Origin of the sequence: Sorangium sp. So ce1335 (genome assembly GCF_051521615.1) — a bacterium.
In the GTDB taxonomy this organism is placed as follows: Bacteria; Myxococcota_A; Polyangia; order Polyangiales; family Polyangiaceae; genus Sorangium.
Genome location: NZ_CP150363.1, coordinates 448,590 through 469,003, shown reverse-complemented (window position 1 = coordinate 469,003; position 20,414 = coordinate 448,590). Strand labels below are relative to the sequence as shown.

Here is a 20,414-nt window from a genome sequence, read left to right as displayed (position 1 = left end):
ACGCGATCGGCGCAACACCGCCGACCTACCAGCGGGCGCTGTAGCAGGCGCCGCTGTCGGCCGCCGCGTCGCTTTCGCCGTCGCCGTCGACGCCCGTGGCGCTGCTGTCCTCTCCGGCCGCGGCGACGACGAGCGTGGTGGCCGAGAGGGAGAGCCGCGCCCCGAACGCGTCCGACGCGCCGGTGTTCGCCGCCTTGATGTACGAGGCCTGCACCCAGGCGCCGCCGGAGCGCTCGAACAGGTACGCCGCCCCGCTGGCGGGAGCGCCGTTGTCGGACTCGACGCCGCCCCACCCCGCGGCGCTGCTGTCCTCTCCGGGCGCGCCCACGGCGAGGAAGTCGTCGTCGATCGAGACCGATGAGCCGAACGCGTCGCCGGCCTCTGCGTTCGACGCCTTGAGATAGGCCTGCTGCGCCCACGCGGCCCCGCCGCGCGTGAACACGTAGACGGCGCCGCTCCCGGGCGCCGCGTCGTCCGCCTGCGCGCCGTTCACGCCCGTCGCGCCGCTCGCCTCGCCCGTCGCGCCAACGACGAGGGTGTCTCGATGGATCGCGACGCTCGCGCCGAACGCGTCGCCCGCGCCGGTGTTCGAGGCCTTCACGTACGCCTGCTGCGTCCACGAGGCGCCGCCGCGCGTGAACACGTAGACGGCGCCGCTCCCGGCCGCCGCGTCGTCGGCCTCTACGCCGTTCACGCCCGCCGCGCTGCTCGCCTCGCCTGTCGCGCCCACGGCCAGGGTGTCCCTGTAGAGCGCGACGCTCGCGCCGAACCGGTCGTCCCGTCCGGTGTTCGACGCCTTGAGGTACGCCTGCTGGGTCCACGCCGCGCCGCTGCGCGTGAACACGTAGGCGGCGCCCGCCTGAGACGCGCTGTTGTTGGACTGCGCGCCGTTCACGCCGGTGGCGGAGCTGTCCTCGTTGGGCGCGCCCACGACGAGGACGTCGCCGTCGAGCGCCACCGCGTGGCCGAACTGGTCCTGCGCCTCCGTGTTGGACGCCTTGAGGTAGGCCTGCTGGGACCACGTCGCGCCGCTGCGCGTGAAGACGTAGACAGCGCCGGCGTTCGGCGCGGTGTTGCTCCCCTGGTCGCCGTTCACGCCGCGGGCGCTGCTGTCCTCCCCCGGCGCGGAGACGGCCAGCGTGTCGCCCGAGAGCGCGAGGCTGTGGCCGAAGTTGTCGGTCCGGTCCGAGGTGGACGGCTTCAGGTACGCCTGCTGGACCCAGGCGACGCCCTCGCGCGCGAACACGTACACGGCGCCGCTGATCTTCGAGTTGTCGGTCTGGTCTCCACCGACCCCTGTCGCGGCGCTGGCCTCCAGGAGCGCGGATACGGCGAGCGTGTCGCCGTCGAGCGCGACAGCGTAGCCGAACTGGTCGCCCGCGTCCGTGTTGGAGGCCTTGAGGTACGCCGAGGCGATGCCGCCGCGGAGGACCACAACACCATACGTCGTCGCGTCCCCGCTCGGCGCGGTGACCTCGACGGTGATGGCCGTGGCGCCGCCCTCGGTGAGCGCGATCGGCGGCGAGGCGCTCCCCGAGGCGACGGGGGTGCCGTTGACCTCGATGGCCGCGCCCGGCGCCGACGCTGTCGGCGTCACGGTGATCGACGCGATGTGATCCTCGACGGACACGACATACAGCGCCGCGCCAGGGTCGAAGTCGGGGCTCAGGCTGCCGCTCGAGACAGCGAGGCCGGAGAGGCTCGAGTCCGCGCTCGCGCACGCCCCCGCGACGCACGCCTCGCCGGCGCCGCAGGTGGCGCCGGCGCTGGCCCCGGCGCAGTCGCCGGTCGCGCCGCAGTAGGTCTCGTCGGTCGCCGGGTCGACGCAGCCGCCGCCGCAGGCGACGAGGGGCGGCGCGCAGGAGGCCTCGCACGCGCCGTGGCTGCAGATCTCGCCCGCGCCGCAGACGGCGCCCGCGTCGCTTCCGCGGCAGTCGCCGGCCGCGCCGCAATGATCGCGGTCGGTGGCGGGGTCGACGCACGTGCCGTCGCACGCGACGAGCCCGCGCTGGCACGACAGCTCGCACGCCCCCGCGCCATTGCAGATCTCCCCGGCCGGGCACGCGACGCCCGCGCTGTCCCCGCGGCAATCGCCGGTCGCGCCGCAGTGATCGCGGTCGGTCGCCGGGTCGATGCACGTGCCGTCGCACGCGACGAGCCCGCGCTGGCACGACAGCTCGCACGCCCCCGCGCCATTGCAGATCTCTCCGGCCGAGCAGGCGACGCCCGCCCTGTCCCCGCGGCAGTCGCCGGTCGCGCCGCAGTGTTCGCGGTCGGTCGCCGGGTCGATGCACGTGCCGCCGCACGCGACGAGCCCGCGCTGACACGACAGCTCGCACGCCCCCGCCCCGTTGCAGATCTCGCCGGCCCCGCACGCGACGCCCGCGCTCTCCCCGCGGCAGTCGCCCGTCGCGCCGCAGTGGTCGCGGTCGGTGTCGGGGTCGACGCACGTGCCGCCGCACGCGACGAGGCCGCGCTGGCACGACAGCTCGCACGCCCCCGCGCCATTGCAGATCTCGCCGGCCCCGCACGCGACGCCCGCGTTCTCCCCGCGGCAGTCGCCCGTCGCGCCGCAGTGATGGCGATCCGTGTCGGGGTCGACGCACGTGCCGTCGCACGCGACGAGCCCGCGCTGGCACGACAGCTCGCACGCCCCGGCGCCATTGCAGATCTCGCCGGCCGCGCACGCGACCCCCGCGCTGTCCCCGCGGCAATCGCCGGTCGCGCCGCAGTGATGTCGATCGGTGTCGGGGTCGACGCACGTGCCGTCGCACGCGACGAGCCCGCCCTGACACGACAGCTCGCACTCCCCCGCGCCGTTGCAGATCTCGCCGGCCGCGCACGCGACCCCCGCGCTGTCCCCGCGGCAATCGCCCGTCGCGCCGCAGTGATGGCGATCGGTGTCGGGGTCGACGCACGTGCCGTCGCACGCGACGAGCCCGCTCTGGCACGACAGCTCACATTCACCGGCCCCATTGCAGATCTCGCCGGCCGCGCACGCGACCCCCGCGCGCTCCCCGCGGCAGTCGCCCGTCGCGCCGCAGTGGCTGCGGTCGGTGTCGGGGTCGATGCACGTGCCGTCGCACGCGACGAGCCCGCTCTGGCACGACAGCGCGCACTCCCCGGATCCGTCGCAGATCTCGCCGGCCGCGCACGCGACCCCCGCGCTGTCCCCGCGGCAATCGCCCGTCGCGCCGCAATGGTCGCGATCGGTGTCCGGGTCGACGCACGTGCCGCCGCAGGCCAGGCGCCCCGCCGTGCACGTCACCGCGCACTCGCCTGCTCCGTTGCAGAGCTCACCCGCCCCGCAGGCGACGCCGCAGGCCCCGCAGTGCGCCGGATCGGTGGACAGATCCGCGCACACATCGCCGCACAGCGCCTGGCCTGTCCCGCACTGGGGTGCTCCGCCGCTGCTCGACCCGGGGGAATCGCTCGAGCAGGCCGCGATGAGGAAGGCGAAGCTCAGGAGAAAGAAGAACCGCAGGTGGGGCATGGTCAACCTCGATGGTAGGCCGTGGCGCGGACGACGACGGGTGACTGCAGGTGCTATCTGGCCGATGCGCTCCGGGTCCCGATCGCGCATCGCGCGAGGCGCGGCTGCGTCGCGCAGCGCGCTCTCGAAAGGAGATCGGCTGTCGAGGGTAGACGATCCGCGCGCCGCGGAGCCAACAGGAACGACACGAGGCCCCGCGGCCCGCCGCTCACGCCACGGCGCCGCGCGCGGCCTCGTCCCGGATGCGCCGGAGCAGCTCGTCGAACACCTCCGCGCGCACGATCCCGCCGGTCGCGCGGTCGTGGCCGGCGGCGAAATCGGGGCCGGCGTCGGGCAGCAGCGCGGTGAGCGCCGCCCGGAGGTCGAGCGGCAGGTGGGATCGCACCGAGAAATGCACGCGGCCCGGCATGTAGCCGCGGTTGGCGACGAGGACGATCCGGTCGGGGAGCCGGCGCGTCCACGCGCTCGCGACGGGGCCGTGGACGCGGTACGGCTCGTCGAGCTGGATGACCGCCCAGCGCCCGTGGACGCGCGGCGCGACGCGGATCGCGCGCCGGGTCGCCGCCGACACCTCCTCCTTGAGCGCGCGCAGCCGGCGCGCCGCCTCGCCGCCGCCGCGCGCGAGATCCGCGGGGCGCTCGGCCTCGAGCAGCGCCTCGAGCGCGACGCCCGCGTCGTGGGCCGCCGAGCGGCCGGCGGCGTTCACCAGCGCGACGGCCTCGCGCAGCGCCGACAGGCCGTGCTGCCGGGCCGCCGCCGCGACGAGCGGGTGCCGGCGCGCCCCGTCGCCGAGGTCGCCGAGCAGGCCCAGCGCCGCGAGCCACGCGCGCGGCGCGATCGGCGCAAGCGGCTCGACGACCGGCGCGAGGAGCTCGTACGTGAGCGCGCTCGTCGAGGTCTCCGGGTCGTCCCCGAGCGTGCTCACGAAGGCCTCCACCTCGGGCGCCTGCGCCGGGTCGATCCGGTGGTGGTCGACGATCAGCGTCGGTATCGTGAACAGCCGCCCCGGCCGAGATCCCGTGTCGAGCACCACGGCGAGCGCGGCGCCCGTCGCCAGCACGCGCGCGCCGAACGCGGCGCCATGCACGTTGTCCCCCTTCCCGGGCGTCTCCGGGGCCACCTCGCCGCCGAGGGCACGGACAGCGAAGCAGACGAGCGCGGCGGACGACGTCCCGTCCGCGTCGGCGTGGTACACGACGGCCACCCGGGCGCCCTGCGCCCCGGCGCGGCAGAGGAGATCCCGCGCGGCCTCGCGGGCCTTGTCGGCGGACAGCATGGAATAAAATTGCTGCAAGCCCGATGCCGGTGAGCCGAGGACGACACACCCTGTCGGCATGATTCGACTCGGCCATGTCTGTCAGTCGCTCGGAATGCCGGAGCCCTCGCTGAAGAGCGCCCAGCTCGGTCGCTACCTCAAGGGCCTTGTCGATCTCACGCCGATCTACAGGTACAACGCCGAGTACGTCCGGCGATCTCTCGTGTACTCGACCGGCCTCGGCCTGACGGCGCACCGCATCTCGAGCGACCTCTTCCCGCTCCTCGACATCGCGCCGGGCGCGCGCATGCTGGTGCCGGACCTGCGATCCGTCCGCCGCGCAGCCGAGCGGGGCGATGTGCACCTGTCGAATCATCCGAGCCAGTTCGTCGTGCTCTCCTCGCCGCGCGAGGAGGTGCTGCAGAACTCGCTCGCGATCATGAACGACCAGGGCTGGGTCATGGATCTGCTCGGCGCGCGGGGGTCGATCACCCTTCACGGCGGCGGTGTCTACGGCGACCGCGAGAGCACCGCCGCGCGGCTGCGGGAGGGCATCGCGCGGCTCGCGCCGCGGGCGCGCGAGCGGCTCGCGCTGGAGAACGACGAGCGCTGCTGGACGGTGCCGGAGCTGCTCGACGCCACCGGGGGCGAGGTGCCCATCGTGTTCGACAACCTGCACTGGTCGGCGAACCCGCGGAGCGCGCCGTACGAGGTGGAGCTCGAGGCAGCGCTCCGCTCCTGGCCGGCGGATCGGCTGCCCGAGCTGCATTACAGCGAGCAGTGGAAGGGAAAGCCGGCCGGGGCGCACGCCGAGCACATCACCGGCCGCGGGCTGCTCCGCTTCTGCGAGGAGATCGAGGAGGCCTCGGGCGGCCGTGAGGTGGTGGTGATCGTGGAGGCGAAGCAGAAGGATCTCGCCATCGTGCGCGCCCTCGACGAGCTGACGGCCCGGCAGCGGGCGCGGATCGAGGCGCTCGTCCCGGGCCTCTCGGTGGCCTCGGCCCGGAAGAGCGCTGTCAGCCCTCCGCGCCTTGGATCGCCCGCCGCTGGCCGCTGAGCGCCAGTCGCCGGTCTCGAGAGGATCCCGGGCGCGCGGCGCGTCACCGCTTCGTCAGCCGCATGTAGTACTTCATCGGATCCACGCTCACCGCCCCTTCTTCGGCCTCGACACCGAGCGTCAGCGAGGAGCCATCGATGCAGAACGGCACCTCCTCCGGCACCCCATCGTCGCTCGTCGTCGTCAAGGTGGTGCCGGAGACCGACCAGGTGCCGTCCTCGGTGGCGGAGGTCCCGTTGTAGACCAGGTCGCACGCGCAGCTCGCGCCCGCGGCTGCGCACGTCACCGAGGCGAGGGGCGAGCCCTCCGTGCCCGCGATCGACTTCAGCCCCTCGTCGAGCTGCGCGCACGTGAACGTGACGCCGTCCTGGGTGAGGCACGCCGGCGGGTAGACCACCCTCATCGGCCCTCGCACCGCGGACGTCACGACATAGGTGCCGTCGGACCTGAACTCGGCGCTCCCGCTGAAATCGACGCCGTCGATGTCGATCTCGGCATTGCATCCCTCCGTGAGATCCCGGAACAGCGAGGCGTCGAGGCACATGTCCGCGATCGACCAGGCTCCGGTCGGGTCGCCGCCGCACGCCGCGACCTCTCCGCAGGCGGCTCCACCGTCGCCGCTGCTGTCGTCGCCGCACGCGGGCAGCAAGAGGAGGGGCACCGCGAGCAAGCTCGAGCACCTGCGAGAGATTGACTTCATTCTATTCTCCATTGGAAGAGAGGGATCCCGGGACCCTTCCCTGAAGGGCATAACAGGATCCACGGCCTGCGGGGAAGCAGAGCCCGTTCGCGCTCCATGGCACCGTGGATCGCGGGGAGCGCCGCCCGAACCACCACCGGCACGCACACGACAGTTTATGTCTTCTCCTCGCTGCCGTTTGGCCTCACTGTGTCCCGCGAGGATGAACAGCACACGAGCGAGCCATGGCGGCCGGGCACGGCGTCTCCCCGCCGCGATCGCGGCGCTCCCGGCGCTGCTCGCCGCCCTCGCGGGCTGCGGGGACCGGCAGCGCCCGCCGGACGGCCTCGCGGGCAGCGCCACCTCCACCGCCGCGCAGCCGCCGCCCGACGCGGCCCCGCCGGCCGCGACCGCCGCGGCCTCGGCGACGGCCTCCTCGTTCGCCGCCGCCTCCGCGCACCCGGCCGTGCCCACCGCGGTGCCCAGCGCGTCGAGCGACGTCGTCGCGGGCGCGTCGCAGCGCTACGACGCCGGCCCCTCGGTGATCGCGTCGGACAGCGTCGACGGCGCCGCCCTCAGAAAGCGGCACGTCGCGCGGATCAAGGCCGACGATTCCCCCGTCACCGTGCTGCGCGGCCAGGGTCCCCTGGATCTCGGCAAGCGCATCTGCGAGGCGGTGGTGCCGCGGCGGCCCGCGGCGACGCCCGTGCTCCTCAAGCCGAACCTCTGCGGGTTCGACAGCGTGAAGGACCCGGCGAAGCACAAGGGCGACGACGGCGTGACAGGCCGGATCACCCAGCCCGAGTTCGTGCGCGGCGTCGTTCAATGCCTCAAGGCGCGCGGCCACACGAAGATCACGATCGCCGAGGGGTGCGGCCACTCGCACAAGTTCTGGAAGGATCTCGCGAAGCGCACCGGCTACGAGGCGATGGCCGCCGAGGAGGGCGTCGCGCTCGTGGCCATGGACGACGACGGCGTCTACGACGTCGCCGGGGACAGGCCCGGACAGCCCCTCGCCATCCGCGGCATCCAGGCGAGCCACGTGCCGACGCTGCTCATGCCGCGGCTGCTCGCCGAGCACCTCGATCGCGGGCTGTTCCTGTCGCTCCCCCGGATCAAGATGCACCGGTATTCGGTCATCTCGGCCGGCATCAAGGGCATGCAGGGGACGGTCATGCTGTCGGACAGCGCGCCCGCCTACAAGCAGAAGTGGCGGATGCACCGGGAGCTCAAGCCGTACCTCGATTCGAGGTCGGCCGGGCAGGACGACCGCGCGCTCTACCTCTCGTCGCTCCGGGTCTTCGCCGAGCGGATGGTCGACGTGCTCGAGATCTCGACGCCGGACGCGGTGCTCGGCGACGGCGCGCCGGGGATGGGCGGCGACGGCTTCCAGGTCCTGCGCCCCACCGCGGAGATGGTGGCGATCGGCGGCACGAACCCGGTGCGCGTCGACCGCGTCGTGGCGGAGTTCATGGGGGTGTGGAACAGCCCCGCGCTCGCGCGCGAGCTCGGCGGCCACCGGACGTCGCCGCTCATCGAGGCCGCGGCGAAGCGCTTCGGGCTGGATCTCCAGGCGACGGCCATCACGGGAGACGGGGCAGACCTGCTGAAGAGCCCGAGACCTGTGCACTACAAGGCGATGGCGCCGTTCCGCCTCGACTGGGAGCCCGGCCAGGCGCCCCTGCCCGGCGGGCCCGCGAAGGCGCCCGACCCCGCGCCGCGGCCCGCGCCCGAGGCGCCCGCCGGCCAGCAGGACGCCGGGGCGGGCGCCGCCCCCCCGAAGCCGGAGGCGCGCGCGTCGCGGCTCTTGCCGGGCGAGGAGATCGCGATCGACGGCAAGGCCGACGACGCGGCCTGGAGCCGCGCGAAGGCCGTGCAGTGGGACACCGATTACGCCGGCAAGAGCACCGGGATCCTGACGCGGGCGCGGTTCCTCTGGTCCAAGGACGGGCTCTATGCGCTCTTCGAGCTCTCGAGCGCCGGGCTCAACACCGATCGATCGAAGCCGGTCGGCGTCGAGCGAACGGGGCTTTACAAGGAGGATTGCGTCGAGCTCTTCCTGACGCCGGCGCCGGCGTCGCCGGAGCGGTACTTCGAGGTGGAGATCGGGCCTTTCGGGCATTTCTTCGACATCGCTGTCGATCGCGGCGCGCGCCAGGAAGACACGGGGTGGTCGAGCGGCGCCACGATCGCGACGAGCCGCCGCGCCGCGGCGCGAACGGCCGTGATCGAGGCGCTGCTCACGGCGCCGGGCATCGTTCAGGCGCTCGCCCCGAAGGAGCGGCTGCCCATGAACCTGTACCGCATGGAGGGGAAATCCCCGCGCCACTACCTCGCGTGGAGCCCGCCCAGGACGAAGAAGCCGAACTTCCACGTGCCCGAGGCGTTCGGAGCGCTCGTGATCGAGCCCTGAGCCGGGCAGGCGGCACACCTCGTGTCGCGAGCACCGCGCGGCGGGCTCTTCCGCCCCCTCCCGCCGCGCGGCGCTTGCGGCGCGCGCGGTCCGCGCCATCGTCCCTGCGCATGCCGATCATCACGGGGGTCGTCCCCTCGCCCGACAAGCCCGGTCACGTCGTCATCCTCGTCGACGGGGTCGCCTTCGCCACGGTCCCCGAGGAGCGCGCCGCGGGCCTCGCGCCCGGGCAGAGCAGCCCGGGGACGGCGGCGGAGCCGCTCCGGCCTGCCGGCGAGGGCGCCCAGAAGACGTACGAGCGGGCGCTGCGGCTCCTCTCGTTCCGGGCGCGGTCGGCCAGGGAGCTGGAGAAGCGGCTGATCGAGAAGGGCGAGCCCCGCGAGCACGTGGCGGCCGCGATCGCGCGACTCTGCGCGAACGGGCTCCTCGACGACGCGCGCTACGCCGAGGCGAAGGCGCGCGCCGGCATCGTGGGCAGGCCGCGATCGCGCCGCAGGATCGAGCAGGACCTCGCCCGGAAGGGCGTCGCCCGCGACGTGGCCGACGCGGCGATCCGGCAGGTGATGGCCGACGAGGGGACGGATGAGCTCGCCGTGGCGGAGCGGGCGGCGCGCAAGAAGCTGCGCACCCTGGGGCGCCTCGAGCCCGCGGAGCGGCGGCAGAAGCTCTATGCCTTCCTCGCGCGGCAGGGCTACGCGCCCGACGTCGTGCGCCGGGCGATGCGCGCGGTGAGCGACGCCGTGGACGCGACCGACGCCCCGCCGCCCGACGACGACGAGGCATAACGCCACGCTGCGTTCGCGCCCCGCCGGGCCGCCGCTCCCCCCCGACACGCCCCCTCGGTCGGCACTTCTCTGGCCACCTCCGCCACGCTACAAGGGGCCATGTCGTTCAGGTCGGAGAGTACCCCGTCGGATCGCGCGGACGCTCGGGCCGTCCTCGCCGGAGGGGGTGAGATGGGCGAGCGCATGCGCGCCCTCGACTGGTCGAAGACGCCGCTCGGCCCGGTCTCGTCATGGCCCCAGAGCCTCAAGACGTGCCTGCGCATCATCCTGACCTCGCGCCAGCCGATGTTCGTCTGGTGGGGCGACTCGCTCATCAACCTCTACAACGACGCCTACAAGTCGATCGTCGGCGGCAAGCACCCCGAGGCGCTCGGACAGCCCGCCTCCGTCGTCTGGCGCGAGATATGGGACCAGGTCGGGCCGCGCGCCGCCTCGGCGATGCGCCGCGACGAGGGCACCTACGACGAGGCGCTCCTCCTCATCATGGAGCGGCACGGCTACGAGGAGGAGACGTATTACACGTTCTCCTACAGCCCGGTGCCCAACGATCAGGGCGGGACCGGCGGGATCATCTGCGCCAACACCGACGACACGCGGCGCATCATCGGGGAGCGCCAGCTCGCGCTCCTCCGCGATCTCGCGGCGCGCACGGCGAACGCGCGCACCTGGGAAGAAGTCTGCGCCCACGGCGTGGCCGCGCTCGAGACCGACCCGAAGGATCTCCCGTTCGCGCTCCTCTACATCCTCGACGCGGACCGGCGGCGCATGCACCTCGCCGGGACCACGGGCATCGCGCGCGGGCACGCCGCGGCCCCGGAGACGATCGAGCTCACGGACGAGTCTCCCTGGCCTGTCGCCGAGGTCGCGCGCGGGCACGAGACCTGCCGCGTGATCGAGCTGCCGCGCGATCGACAGCGCGATCTCCCGACCGGCGCGTGGCCGAGGCCGCCGTCGCGGGCCGCCGCGCTCTCGATCGCCCCCTCGGGCGAGACGGGGCGCGCGGGGGTCCTCATCGTCGGGCTGAACCCCTTTCGCCTCCTCGACGACGATTACCGCGGCTTCCTCCACCTCGTCGCCGGTCAGATCGCGGCGAGCATCGCCAACGCGCAGGCCTACGAGGAGGAGAAGCGCCGCGCGGAGGCGCTCGCCGAGCTCGATCGCGCGAAGACCCACTTCTTCAGCAACGTGAGCCACGAGTTCCGCACGCCGCTCACGCTGATGCTCGGGCCGCTCGAGGACGCGCTCGCGTCGCCGAAGCGAGGCCTGTCCGGCGCCGACCTCGAGACCGCCTACCGCAACGCGACCCGCCTCCTCAAGCTGGTCAACGCCCTGCTCGATTTCTCGCGCATCGAGGCGGGCCGGATCCAGGCGTCGTACGAGCCGACCGATCTCTCCGCGCTCACCGCGGACCTCGCGAGCGCCTTCCGCTCCGCCATGCAGCGCGCCGGGCTCGCGTTCGAGGTCGACTGCCCGCCGCTGCCCGAGCCCACCTACGTCGATCACGACATGTGGGAGAAGATCGTGCTCAACCTCCTCTCGAACGCGCTCAAGTTCACGTTCGAGGGGACGATCGCGATCGCGCTCCGCGCTCGCGGCGACCGCGTCGAGCTCACCGTGCGGGACACCGGGACGGGCATCCCGGATCACGAGCTCTCGCACCTGTTCAAGCGGTTCCACCGCGTCCAGGGCGCGCGGTCCCGCACCCACGAAGGGTCCGGGATCGGGCTCGCGCTCGTCCACGAGCTCGTCCGCCTCCACGGCGGGACCATCCACGTCGCGAGCAAGGTCGCCGAGGGGACGACGTTCACCATCTCGATCCCGAGCGGCACGGCGCACCTCCCCCAGGACCGCGTGAACGCGAGGCGAACGCTCGCGTCGACCGCGACCGGCGCGGCGCCCTACGTGCAGGAGGCGCTCCGCTGGCTGCCCGGGGCGGCGCCCGGCGAGGACGTCGGCCAGCTCGCGCCGGCGGTGACGTCGCCGGCGAACGCGGCCGTCGAGGCGAGCCCGGCGGCGCGCATCCTCCTCGCGGACGACAACGCCGACATGCGCGAGTACGTCGGGCGCGTGCTGCGCGAGCGCTGGACGGTCGACGCGGTCCCGGACGGCGCCGCCGCGCTCGAGGCCGCGCGCGAGAGCCCGCCGGATCTCGTGCTCACCGACGTGATGATGCCGAACCTCGACGGCTTCGGCCTGCTCCGCGCGCTGCGCGGCGACGAGCGCACGAGGGCCATCCCGGTCATCATGCTCTCCGCGCGCGCGGGCGACGAGTCGCGCATCGAGGGGCTCGAGGCGGGCGCGGACGATTACCTCGCGAAGCCGTTCTCCGCGCGCGAGCTCGTCGCCCGCGTCGCCACGCACCTCCAGCTCGCGCGCCTGCGCGCGGCGGCCGAGCGCGAGCGCGAGAAGCTCTACGACCTGTTCATGCAGGCGCCGGTCCCCATCGCCGTGTTCGCCGGCCCCGAGCACCGCTACGAGGTCGCGAACCCCCCGTACTGCGAGATGGTCGGCCGGCCGGTGCTCGTCGGGAAGACCGTGCGCGAGGCGTTCCCGGAGCTCGGCGAGCACGAGGTGATCGCGACGCTCGACCGCGCGCTGACGAGCGGCCGGCCGCTGCACGTGACCGAGCTGAACATCCCCATCGAGCGCGGCGGCGTGGTGAGCGACGCCTTCTTCAACTACGTCGCGCAGCCCATCCGCGACGCGTCCGGCGCCGTCACGGGCGTCATGGTGATCGCCTTCGAGGTCACCGCGCAGGTGCTCGCGCGGCGCCGCATCGAGCAGCTCAGCCAGCACCGCGAGGAGCTCATCGCCGCGCTCGCGAAGACGAACCAGGAGCTCGACCAGTTCGCCTACGTGGCCTCGCACGACCTCAAGGCGCCGCTCCGGGGCATCGCGAACCTGTCGGAGTGGATCGAGGAGTCGCTCACGGGGAAGATGGACGACGAGACGCAGGAGCAGATCCACCTCCTGCGCGGGCGCGTGCGCCGCCTCGAGGCGCTCATCGACGGGATCCTCCACTACTCGCGGGCCGGGCGCGTGCGCGGCGACGTCGTCAGCGTCGACACCGGGCAGCTGCTCGCCGAGATCGTCGAGCTGCTCTCGCCGCCCCCCGAGGCGCGGGTCGAGATCGCGCCCGGGATGCCGACGGTCGTCACCGAGCGCGTCCCGCTGCAGCAGGTGTTCCAGAACCTCATCGGCAACGCCCTCAAGCACGCGCGCCGCGGCGACCCGCGCGTCGAGGTGACCTGCACGGACGCCGGCGATGCTCACGAGTTCGCCGTCAAGGACAACGGGCCTGGCATCGCGCCCGAGTACCACGAACGCATCTGGGGGCTCTTCCAGACCCTCGAGGCGCGCGACAAGGTGGAGGGCACCGGGATCGGGCTTTCCGTCGTGAAGAAGATCGTGCAGAGCCGCGGCGGGACCGTGTGGGTCGAGTCGCACCCGGGCGCAGGGGCGACGTTCTTCGTGCGCTGGCCGAAGCGTGTGAAGGAGGAGGCGTGAGTGCGCGGGAGCTCCCGTGAGGACGCACACGCCCGGACACCTTCTCCCTGAAAGTTGGCGAGTTCAATTTTCTCCTTGGCGTGAAGCCACGCTGTCCGCATACTCGCGATCTATCTGGTAGGGTGGCAGTCCGCTCGCTCATCGCATGACGAGCGTGCTCCGCCCTACACAGCGGCATCTCGGCAGCAGCGCTCATCACGCGGGCGGCGGACGCGCCGGAGCCAGGGGGACACCGGGCCCGTGAGGGCCCGACAGGCAACCTGCCCCGGCTCGGGGCGCGGCGCGCTCATGGGGTGCGTCCCGCGCCGGCGCTGCGGCGAGCGCCGGCGCGCGCGGCGCGCCGCGCCTCGGCGCGACGGCGCGGCTCGCCGTCGGGATTCATCACATCAGGAGGGAACATGCTCGAACGGCTCGCTCGGATCTCTCGACTTGTGGCGCTACCCCTCACCGCGGTCTCGCTGGCCGCCGTCGGCCTCGCGGGCTGTAGCACCGCCGCCCCCGACGACGCGGCGATCGAGGAGGCGGGCGCCTCGAACGTGCTGATCGACGCCCGGAGCGTCGCGCGCCTCGCGCCCGGCGAGCGGCTCTCGGTCGACCTCGGCGCGCGGGAGGTGGTGGCGCACGTCGCGTTCGATGGGCTCGACTTCAGCCGGGTCGATATCGCCTTCGGCGAGGGCAAGGCGCCGCTCTCCGACGTGATGGCGCCCCTGTTCTCTCACCCGTACAGCCCCCTCGAGGCCCAGGACGGGCGCTTCGTGATCACCGCGGATCCCGCGAACATCCCCGAGCTCACCGCCGACGACATCGCGGCCCTCGAGGTCGAGCGGATGATCGCGCGCGAGCACGGCAGCCGCACGCCGGGGGCGCAGCCGCAATCCATCGACGACTGCGTCGAGCAGACGATCTACTTCTACGTGGACATCGAGATCAACGGCACGGTCCAATCGGTCCTGTGCGCGCACACGATCGTCGTCTGCGGCTCGACGACGTGCGACATGCAGACCCACAACGGGCACGATTACCTGTTCTGCGACGGACAGGAGTCGTGGACCGACGCCAGGGCGACCTGCGCGAGCCAGGGCATGAGCCTCGTGACGCTCAACGACGCGGAGGAGGAGGCGTGGGTCAACCGCCTCGCCTCGGCGCACTCGACCCAGAAGTGGTGGATCGGCCTGAACGACAGGGCCTCCGAGGGCGCGTTCACCTGGGACAGCGGCGACGCCGTGTCGTACACGAACTGGTACCCCTTCGAGCCGAACAACGTCGGCAACGAGGACTGCGCCCAGCTCAACCGGTTTTACCCCGAGCCCGGCTGGAACGACGAGCCCTGCTCTCTGCACCTGCGCTTCATCTGCGAGTCCGACTGACGGCCCCGCGCGGGCCCCGCGGTTGACGCGCGCGCCGCGCCGGTCGAGGGTGCGGGCATGGATGCGCGCCGAGAGTCGTTCGAGCCGTGGCTGCGGAGCTTCGTCGCTGACAACGGGGGCATCGCCGGCACCGTGCACCTCGTCGAGGGGGACGCGCTCGCGCTGGCCGCCGCCGTGAACATCCCCGACAAGGTGCAGGAGATCACGCGCCGCGTCCCGCGCGGCAAGGGCATGGCCGGGCTCGCCTGGGAGCGCGGCGAGCCCGTGCAGACATGCAATCTGCAGACGGACACGTCCGGCGACGTCCGGCCGGGGGCCAGGGCGGTCGCGGCGCAGGCCGCCGTGGCCCTGCCGGTGCGCGACGCCGCGACGGGCGTGCGCGCCGTCGTGGGGATCGCGTTCGCCGGCGAGCGCGAGCTCGGTGAAGAAGAGCTCGCCAGGCTCGCCGAGGCCGCGGGCGCGCTGCCGGCCTGACAGCGTCGCTCGGCCGGGCGCCGGGCCCTTGTCTTTCGCGCCGCCGATGCGACGATGCGCGCCGTTCCATGGAGACGAACGACGGCGGCGCGCCGCAAGCACCCCTCGACGATCCGCCGGAGCCGGGCGCCCGGCCGCACGTCCGCCTCGAGGACCTCGTGCGCGGGCCCGCCCACGGGCCTTCGGGCGAGGCCGCTTCCTCTTCCGGTTCCGGGTGCGCTGCCGGCGAGCCCGCGTATTCTGCTCCCTCTGCTTCCGGTTCCGGGTGCGCCGTCGAGGGGGCCGGGGACGGCGAGCCGCTCACGGCGAAGCTCGCCCGCCGCACCGTGCCCGGCGCGCTCTACGAGCGGGGGCCGGAGGAGGGGTATCTCCGGTGCACCGCGTGCGCGCACCGCTGCGTCCTCGCGCCCGGGCGCGCGGGCGCGTGCGGGATCCGCTTCGAGCAGGACGGTGAGCTCCGCGTCCCGTTCGGGTACGTCGCTCGCCATTACGTGCGCTCGGTCGAGACGAACACGATCTTCCATGTGCGCCCCGGCGCGCGGTCGCTCACGTTCGGGATGTTCGGGTGCGATCTCCGCTGTCCTTATTGCCAGAACTGGAAGGTCTCGCAGGCGCTGCGCGAGCCCGGGAGCGACGGCGAGCCGATCGACATCAGCGCGGCGGACCTCGTCGAGGTGGCCGTCGCGGCGGGCTGCGAGGTGCTCGCGAGCGCCTACAACGAGCCGATGATCACGGCGGAGTGGGCGCGGGCCGTCTTCACCGAGGCGCGGCGGCGGGGGCTCGTCACGGCGCTGATCTCGGACGGCAACACGACGCCCGAGGCGCTCGAGTACATGCGCCCTGTCGCCGACGTCTTCCGCGTCGACCTGAAGGGGTGGAGCGCCGACCAGTACCGGACGCTCGGCGGCCGCGTTGAGCCCGTGCTCGCGGCCATCGGCGAGGCCCGGCGCCTCGGCTACTGGGTCGAGGTCGTGACGCTCGTCGTCCCCGGCTTCAACGACAAGCCCGACGGCCTCCGCGCCCTCGGGGCCGAGATCGCCCGGGTCGACCCGGACATCCCCTGGCACCTCAACGCCTTTTACCCGCGCTACAAGATGCGCGACCGCGCGATGACCGACCCGGCGCTCCTCGTGGACGTGGCCGGCGTCGCCTATGCCCGCGGCATGAAGTACGTCTACGTCAGCAACGTGGCCGACCGCGTGCGCGAGCTCTCGCATACGCGCTGTCCGGGTTGCTACGAGGTCGTCGTGCGGCGGTTCAACTACGAGACGCAGGAGGTCCTCCTGTCCGGCGGCGCGTGCCCCTCGTGCGGGACGCGCGTGCCCGGCCTGTGGGGACAGTCCGCCGCGTAGCGCTCCCGTCCGAGCGCCCCGGGTCTGCGGAGGATACGCACCGTCCGGGACGTGTTTCCGCGGGGCGTCTGCCTCATTTCGACGAGATGCATGGAGATGCGTGCCGGCCGAGCCGACCGACGGGCTGGCCGACTTCCATACTGACAAGCTGACCGCCCAGCGCGACTGGCCTGCTGGCCGGCCAGCGCGACTGGCCTGCTGGCCGGCCAGGCCGGCCACGTCGACAGGTGCTTTCCTCGGCGAGGCGTCGACGATGAAAGTTTACCAGGGCACCCCATGTGGTAATTTGGGACCATGTCGTCGCCGTCCGAACGTCTTGCTCAGATCCTCACGGAAGGCCGGTACGTCGCGATTCGCGAGCTCGGCGAAGAGAGCGCGGCGGAGCTCCACACGCACGCCAAGGAGCGGTATCTCGCGCTGGAGGAGACGATACCTCGCTTCCGGAGCAGCATGAATCGCAAGCTCTTCGAGCTCGGCCCGGCCGTGCTCGCGATTTACCAGGCGCTCCACGACGACCTCGGCGTGGATCGGGAGCCGGCCCTGCGCCTCACCGAGGACATGCTGCTCGCGTTTCACCGCAAGCAGCGGAGCCGGAGCCCGCTCCTCGGCGCCGCCATGGATGTCGTGCTCCGGCTGAAGCCCGCGCGGAGCCTGCTCCTGAAGCGCATGCTCGCGCGCGAGCCGGGCGGCTTCCGCCTCGACCGGGCCAGCGACGCCGGCGCCCTCCTCGCCTTCGACGTGCGCGAGTGCCCGCTCGTGACGTTCGCGCGGCGGCACGGCGCGCCGGAGGTCGTCCCGATGATCTGCCGGCTCGACGACCTCCAGGTGCAAGCGCTCCACGGCATCGAGCTCCACCGCACGGGGACGCTCGGCACGGGCGCCGAGCGGTGCGACTTCCGCTACGTGATGGCGAAGAAGTAGCCGATACGGCCTCACAGGAGACCACCGTTCTGCGCACCGGGCGCCAGCTCGGCCGTGCGCGGGACGCCGGGGGCTCGCCGCTCGACGTCCGCCGGCCGACGCCCTGCGAGCCTGACGCGCGGCGCGCCCGTGGTGCGGCGCGCCAGGGCGCTCGGCGCCTCGACATGGGCGCTGATTCGATGCTCGGAGAGCGCGAGAGCGCGTCACCTGGTCGATGATGGACCGACTCCGGCTCGCTCCCTGACATCACTCCTCGAGGAGGCCCCATGAAGTCACCTTTCGCCCTGCGGAGGACTGCCGCACGACCCCTGTTCGCCGCGGCGTCCGCCGCTGTCCTCGCGGCAAGCGCGCCGGCGCTGGCCGACCCTTCTTACACGCTCTTCGAGAGCGGGCAGGTGCGCCCGCTCGCGCTCTCTCCCAGCGGACGCTTGCTGTTCGCGCTCAACACACCGGATGGTCGCCTCGAGATCTTCCGCGTCCACGACGGCGCGCTCGCCCACAGGGGCTCGATCCCGGTCGGGATCGATCCGGTCGCCGTCGCGGCGCGGAGCGAGACCGAGGTGTGGGTCGTGAACCACGTGTCCGACAGCGTGAGCGTCGTCCGCGTCGCGGCCGGCGGGTTCGGCGGCCACGTCGAGCGCACGCTGCTCGTCGGCGACGAGCCGCGGGACATCGTGTTCGCGGGCCCCGGGCGGCGCCGCGCCTTCATCACGGCCGCGCACCGCGGCCAGAACAACCCGAACGACCCGCAGCTCACGACGCCGGGCGTGGGCCGGGCCGACGTCTGGGTGTTCGACGCGAACCACCTGGGCGCGACGCTCGGCGGCACCCCGCTCACGATCCTCACCCTCTTCACGGACACCCCGCGCGCGCTCGCCGCCACGCCCGACGGCACCCGCGTTTACGCCGCCGGCTTCCACTCGGGCAACCAGACGACCGTCGTCACCGAGCTGCTCGTGCCCGACGGCGGCGCGGCGAACGGCGGCTCACCGGGCCCGACGACCAACGCGTACGGTGATCCGGCGCCCGAGGTCAGCCTCATCGTCAAGTTCGACGGCGCGCACTGGGTCGACGAGCTCGGCCGGCGCTGGGACGACCAGGTGAGGTTCTCGCTGCCCGACAGGGACGTGTTCGCCATCGACGCGATGGCGAGCCCCCCGGCGCCCGTCGCCGGGCCCTCTGGCCGCTTCACCGGGGTCGGGACGATCCTCTTCAACATGGTCGTCAACCCGGTGAACGGGAAGGTCTACGTCTCCAACACGGACGCGAGGAACGAGCGGCGGTTCGAGGGCCCCGGCGTCTTCGCCGGGCAGAGCCTGCGGGGGCACCTGCACGAGAGCCGCGTCACCGTGCTCGGCGCGGACGACACGACCCCGCGCGTCGCCCCGCGGCACCTCAACAAGCACATCGACTACGCCGTCTGCTGCGCCCCGACGCCGAACGCGGAGAGCGAGACGAGCCTGGCCCAGCCTGTCGACATGGCGGTGACGAGCGACGGCGCGACGCTCTATGTGGCCGCGCTCGGATCGAGCAAGGTCGGCGTGTTCAGCACGGCCGCGCTCGAGGACGACACGTTCGTCCCCGACGCGGCCGACCACATCGAGGTGAGCGGCGGCGGGCCGTCCGGGCTCGCGCTGGACGAGGCGCGAGGCCAGCTCTTCGTGCTCACCCGCTTCGACAACGCGATCTCGATCGTCGACACGGCGACCGGGGTCGAGGAAGCGCACGTCCCCATGTACAACCCCGAGCCGCCGAGCGTCACGGCCGGGCGGCGCTTCCTCTACGACGCGCGATCGAGCTCGGCGCACGGCGACTCGTCGTGCGCGAGCTGCCATGTCTTCGGCGACCTCGACAGCCTCGGGTGGGATCTCGGCAATCCGGACGCGGCGGTCCTGAACAACCCGGGCCCGTTCGTCGGCCCGCTGCTCAACCTGTTCACGCAGCAGCCGATGGCGCAGGAGTTTCACCCGATGAAGGGCCCGACGACGACCCAGAGCCTGCGGGGCATGGCGAACCACGGCCCCATGCACTGGCGCGGCGACCGCACGGGCGGCAACGACGCGCCGACCGCGCAGCCGGACAGCGGCTCGTACGACGAGCGCGCCGGGTTCATGAAGTTCCAGGACGGCTTCACCGACCTGCTCGGCCGCAGCAGCCACATCCCCGCCGCCGACATGGAGGCGTTCGCGGACTTCATCCTCCAGGTCACCTACCCGCCCAACCCGATCCGCCGCCTCGACAACGCGCTCACGCCCGATCAGCAGGCCGGGCGCGACACGTTCTTCAACAGCAACCTGGACGGGACGGCCGTCTGCAATGGGTGCCACGTCCTCGATCCGGACGGCAATCCCGGCGCCGAGAAGCCAGGATTCTTCGGCACGGACGGCAACATGACGTTCGACTTCCAGCCGCAGCTCATCAAGACGCCGCACCTGCGCAACATGTACCAGAAGGTCGGGATGTTCGGGATGGCAGCGCCGATGTTCGGCATCCTGCCGGGCGACAACGATCACAAGGGAGATCAGGTGCGCGGGTTCGGCTTCCTGCACGACGGGAGCTTCGACACGCTGTTCCGGTTCTTCCGCGGGATGGGCTTCTCGCCGTTCACCGGCTTCACGAACCAGTTCGGCACGTTCCCCGACAACCCGAACGGCCTCCCGGACTCACCGGCCGGCGACCTCGTCCGCCGCCAGCTCGAGGCGTTCGTCCTCGCCTTCGACTCGAACGTCGCGCCGATCGTCGGCCAGCAGGTGACGCTGCGCTCCGGGAACCAGGCCGTCGCCGGGCCGCGCATCGATCTGCTGATCGCCCGGGCCGAGGCGGGCGAGTGCGATCTCGTCGCCAAGAGCCACCTTCTCCTGCAGGAGATCGGCTTTCTCTACACCGGAGGAGGGCGCTTCGCCGTCGACCGGACGGCCCTGCCGCCCCTCCCGGACACGGCGCTCCGAAAGCTCGCTGTCGCGGCGGGGCGCGCGGTGACGTACACGTGCGCGCCGCCGGGATCGGGCTACCGCATCGGCGTCGATCGCGACGAGGACGGCTTCCTCGACGGCGACGAGCGGGCCGCCGGCAGCGACCCGGCGGACCCCTCCGACACGCCCTGAGCGCCGC

12 protein-coding genes are annotated in these 20,414 nt (G+C 72.9%); 9 read left to right on the top strand and 3 right to left on the bottom strand.

The window, feature by feature from the left end; all coding sequences use genetic code 11:
- Positions 1-25: 25 nt before the first annotated feature.
- A complete protein-coding gene (locus tag WMF24_RS01610) occupies positions 26-3,493 on the bottom strand; it encodes a cadherin-like beta sandwich domain-containing protein (protein ID WP_437734569.1) in 3,468 nt (1,155 codons plus the stop codon).
- 208 nt (positions 3,494-3,701) lie between these two features.
- Positions 3,702-4,829, bottom strand: coding sequence for a DHH family phosphoesterase (locus WMF24_RS01605; protein WP_437734568.1), 1,128 nt, complete (start codon positions 4,827-4,829; stop codon positions 3,702-3,704).
- Between WMF24_RS01605 and WMF24_RS01600 the strand changes: the two genes are divergently transcribed.
- Positions 4,828-5,805, top strand: a complete 978-nt coding sequence (locus tag WMF24_RS01600) for a hypothetical protein (RefSeq protein ID WP_437734567.1) — start codon at positions 4,828-4,830, stop codon at positions 5,803-5,805. The two genes, WMF24_RS01605 and WMF24_RS01600, sit on opposite strands and share 2 nt — an antisense overlap.
- Before the next feature lie 43 nt (positions 5,806-5,848).
- Here the strand turns inward: WMF24_RS01600 and WMF24_RS01595 are convergent, their stop codons facing one another.
- A complete protein-coding gene (locus WMF24_RS01595; protein ID WP_437734566.1) occupies positions 5,849-6,505 on the bottom strand; it encodes a hypothetical protein in 657 nt (218 codons plus the stop codon).
- A gap of 202 nt (positions 6,506-6,707) precedes the next feature.
- On the opposite strand from WMF24_RS01595, the gene WMF24_RS01590 reads away from it, so the two are divergent.
- The 8 genes from WMF24_RS01590 to WMF24_RS01555 all read left to right on the top strand — a co-directional run bounded on the left by WMF24_RS01590 (position 6,708) and on the right by WMF24_RS01555 (position 20,407).
- Positions 6,708-8,897, top strand: a complete 2,190-nt coding sequence (locus tag WMF24_RS01590) for a DUF362 domain-containing protein (RefSeq protein ID WP_437734565.1) — start codon at positions 6,708-6,710, stop codon at positions 8,895-8,897.
- A 110-nt stretch (positions 8,898-9,007) separates the two neighbouring features.
- Positions 9,008-9,682 (top strand): regulatory protein RecX, encoded by a 675-nt coding sequence (locus WMF24_RS01585; RefSeq protein ID WP_437734564.1) that lies wholly within the window; start codon positions 9,008-9,010, stop codon positions 9,680-9,682.
- Positions 9,683-9,853: 171 nt separating this feature from the next.
- The gene (locus WMF24_RS01580) at positions 9,854-13,189 is read left to right on the top strand and encodes an ATP-binding response regulator (protein ID WP_437734563.1); all 3,336 of its coding nucleotides are present in this window, start codon (positions 9,854-9,856) and stop codon (positions 13,187-13,189) included.
- A gap of 431 nt (positions 13,190-13,620) precedes the next feature.
- A complete protein-coding gene (locus WMF24_RS01575) occupies positions 13,621-14,556 on the top strand; it encodes a C-type lectin domain-containing protein (RefSeq protein WP_437734562.1) in 936 nt (311 codons plus the stop codon).
- A 57-nt stretch (positions 14,557-14,613) separates the two neighbouring features.
- The gene (locus tag WMF24_RS01570; protein ID WP_437734561.1) at positions 14,614-15,030 is read left to right on the top strand and encodes a GAF domain-containing protein; all 417 of its coding nucleotides are present in this window, start codon (positions 14,614-14,616) and stop codon (positions 15,028-15,030) included.
- Between the two features lie 68 nt (positions 15,031-15,098).
- Positions 15,099-16,382, top strand: a complete 1,284-nt coding sequence (locus tag WMF24_RS01565; protein ID WP_437734560.1) for a radical SAM protein — start codon at positions 15,099-15,101, stop codon at positions 16,380-16,382.
- 294 nt (positions 16,383-16,676) lie between these two features.
- Positions 16,677-17,303, top strand: a complete 627-nt coding sequence (locus tag WMF24_RS01560) for an L-2-amino-thiazoline-4-carboxylic acid hydrolase (RefSeq protein WP_437734559.1) — start codon at positions 16,677-16,679, stop codon at positions 17,301-17,303.
- 266 nt (positions 17,304-17,569) lie between these two features.
- Positions 17,570-20,407, top strand: a complete 2,838-nt coding sequence (locus tag WMF24_RS01555) for a hypothetical protein (protein ID WP_437734558.1) — start codon at positions 17,570-17,572, stop codon at positions 20,405-20,407.
- Positions 20,408-20,414: the final 7 nt, after the last annotated feature.

Coding starts and splice junctions, on each gene's coding strand:
- WMF24_RS01610 (WP_437734569.1), bottom strand. CDS start 3,493: ATGCCCCACCTGCGGTTCTTCTTTCTCCTGAGCTTCGCCTTCCTCATC.
- WMF24_RS01600 (WP_437734567.1), top strand. CDS start 4,828: ATGATTCGACTCGGCCATGTCTGTCAGTCGCTCGGAATGCCGGAGCCC.
- WMF24_RS01605 (WP_437734568.1), bottom strand. CDS start 4,829: ATGCCGACAGGGTGTGTCGTCCTCGGCTCACCGGCATCGGGCTTGCAG.
- WMF24_RS01595 (WP_437734566.1), bottom strand. CDS start 6,505: ATGAAGTCAATCTCTCGCAGGTGCTCGAGCTTGCTCGCGGTGCCCCTC.
- WMF24_RS01590 (WP_437734565.1), top strand. CDS start 6,708: ATGAACAGCACACGAGCGAGCCATGGCGGCCGGGCACGGCGTCTCCCC.
- WMF24_RS01585 (WP_437734564.1), top strand. CDS start 9,008: ATGCCGATCATCACGGGGGTCGTCCCCTCGCCCGACAAGCCCGGTCAC.
- WMF24_RS01580 (WP_437734563.1), top strand. CDS start 9,854: ATGGGCGAGCGCATGCGCGCCCTCGACTGGTCGAAGACGCCGCTCGGC.
- WMF24_RS01570 (WP_437734561.1), top strand. CDS start 14,614: ATGGATGCGCGCCGAGAGTCGTTCGAGCCGTGGCTGCGGAGCTTCGTC.
- WMF24_RS01565 (WP_437734560.1), top strand. CDS start 15,099: ATGGAGACGAACGACGGCGGCGCGCCGCAAGCACCCCTCGACGATCCG.
- WMF24_RS01560 (WP_437734559.1), top strand. CDS start 16,677: ATGTCGTCGCCGTCCGAACGTCTTGCTCAGATCCTCACGGAAGGCCGG.
- WMF24_RS01555 (WP_437734558.1), top strand. CDS start 17,570: ATGAAGTCACCTTTCGCCCTGCGGAGGACTGCCGCACGACCCCTGTTC.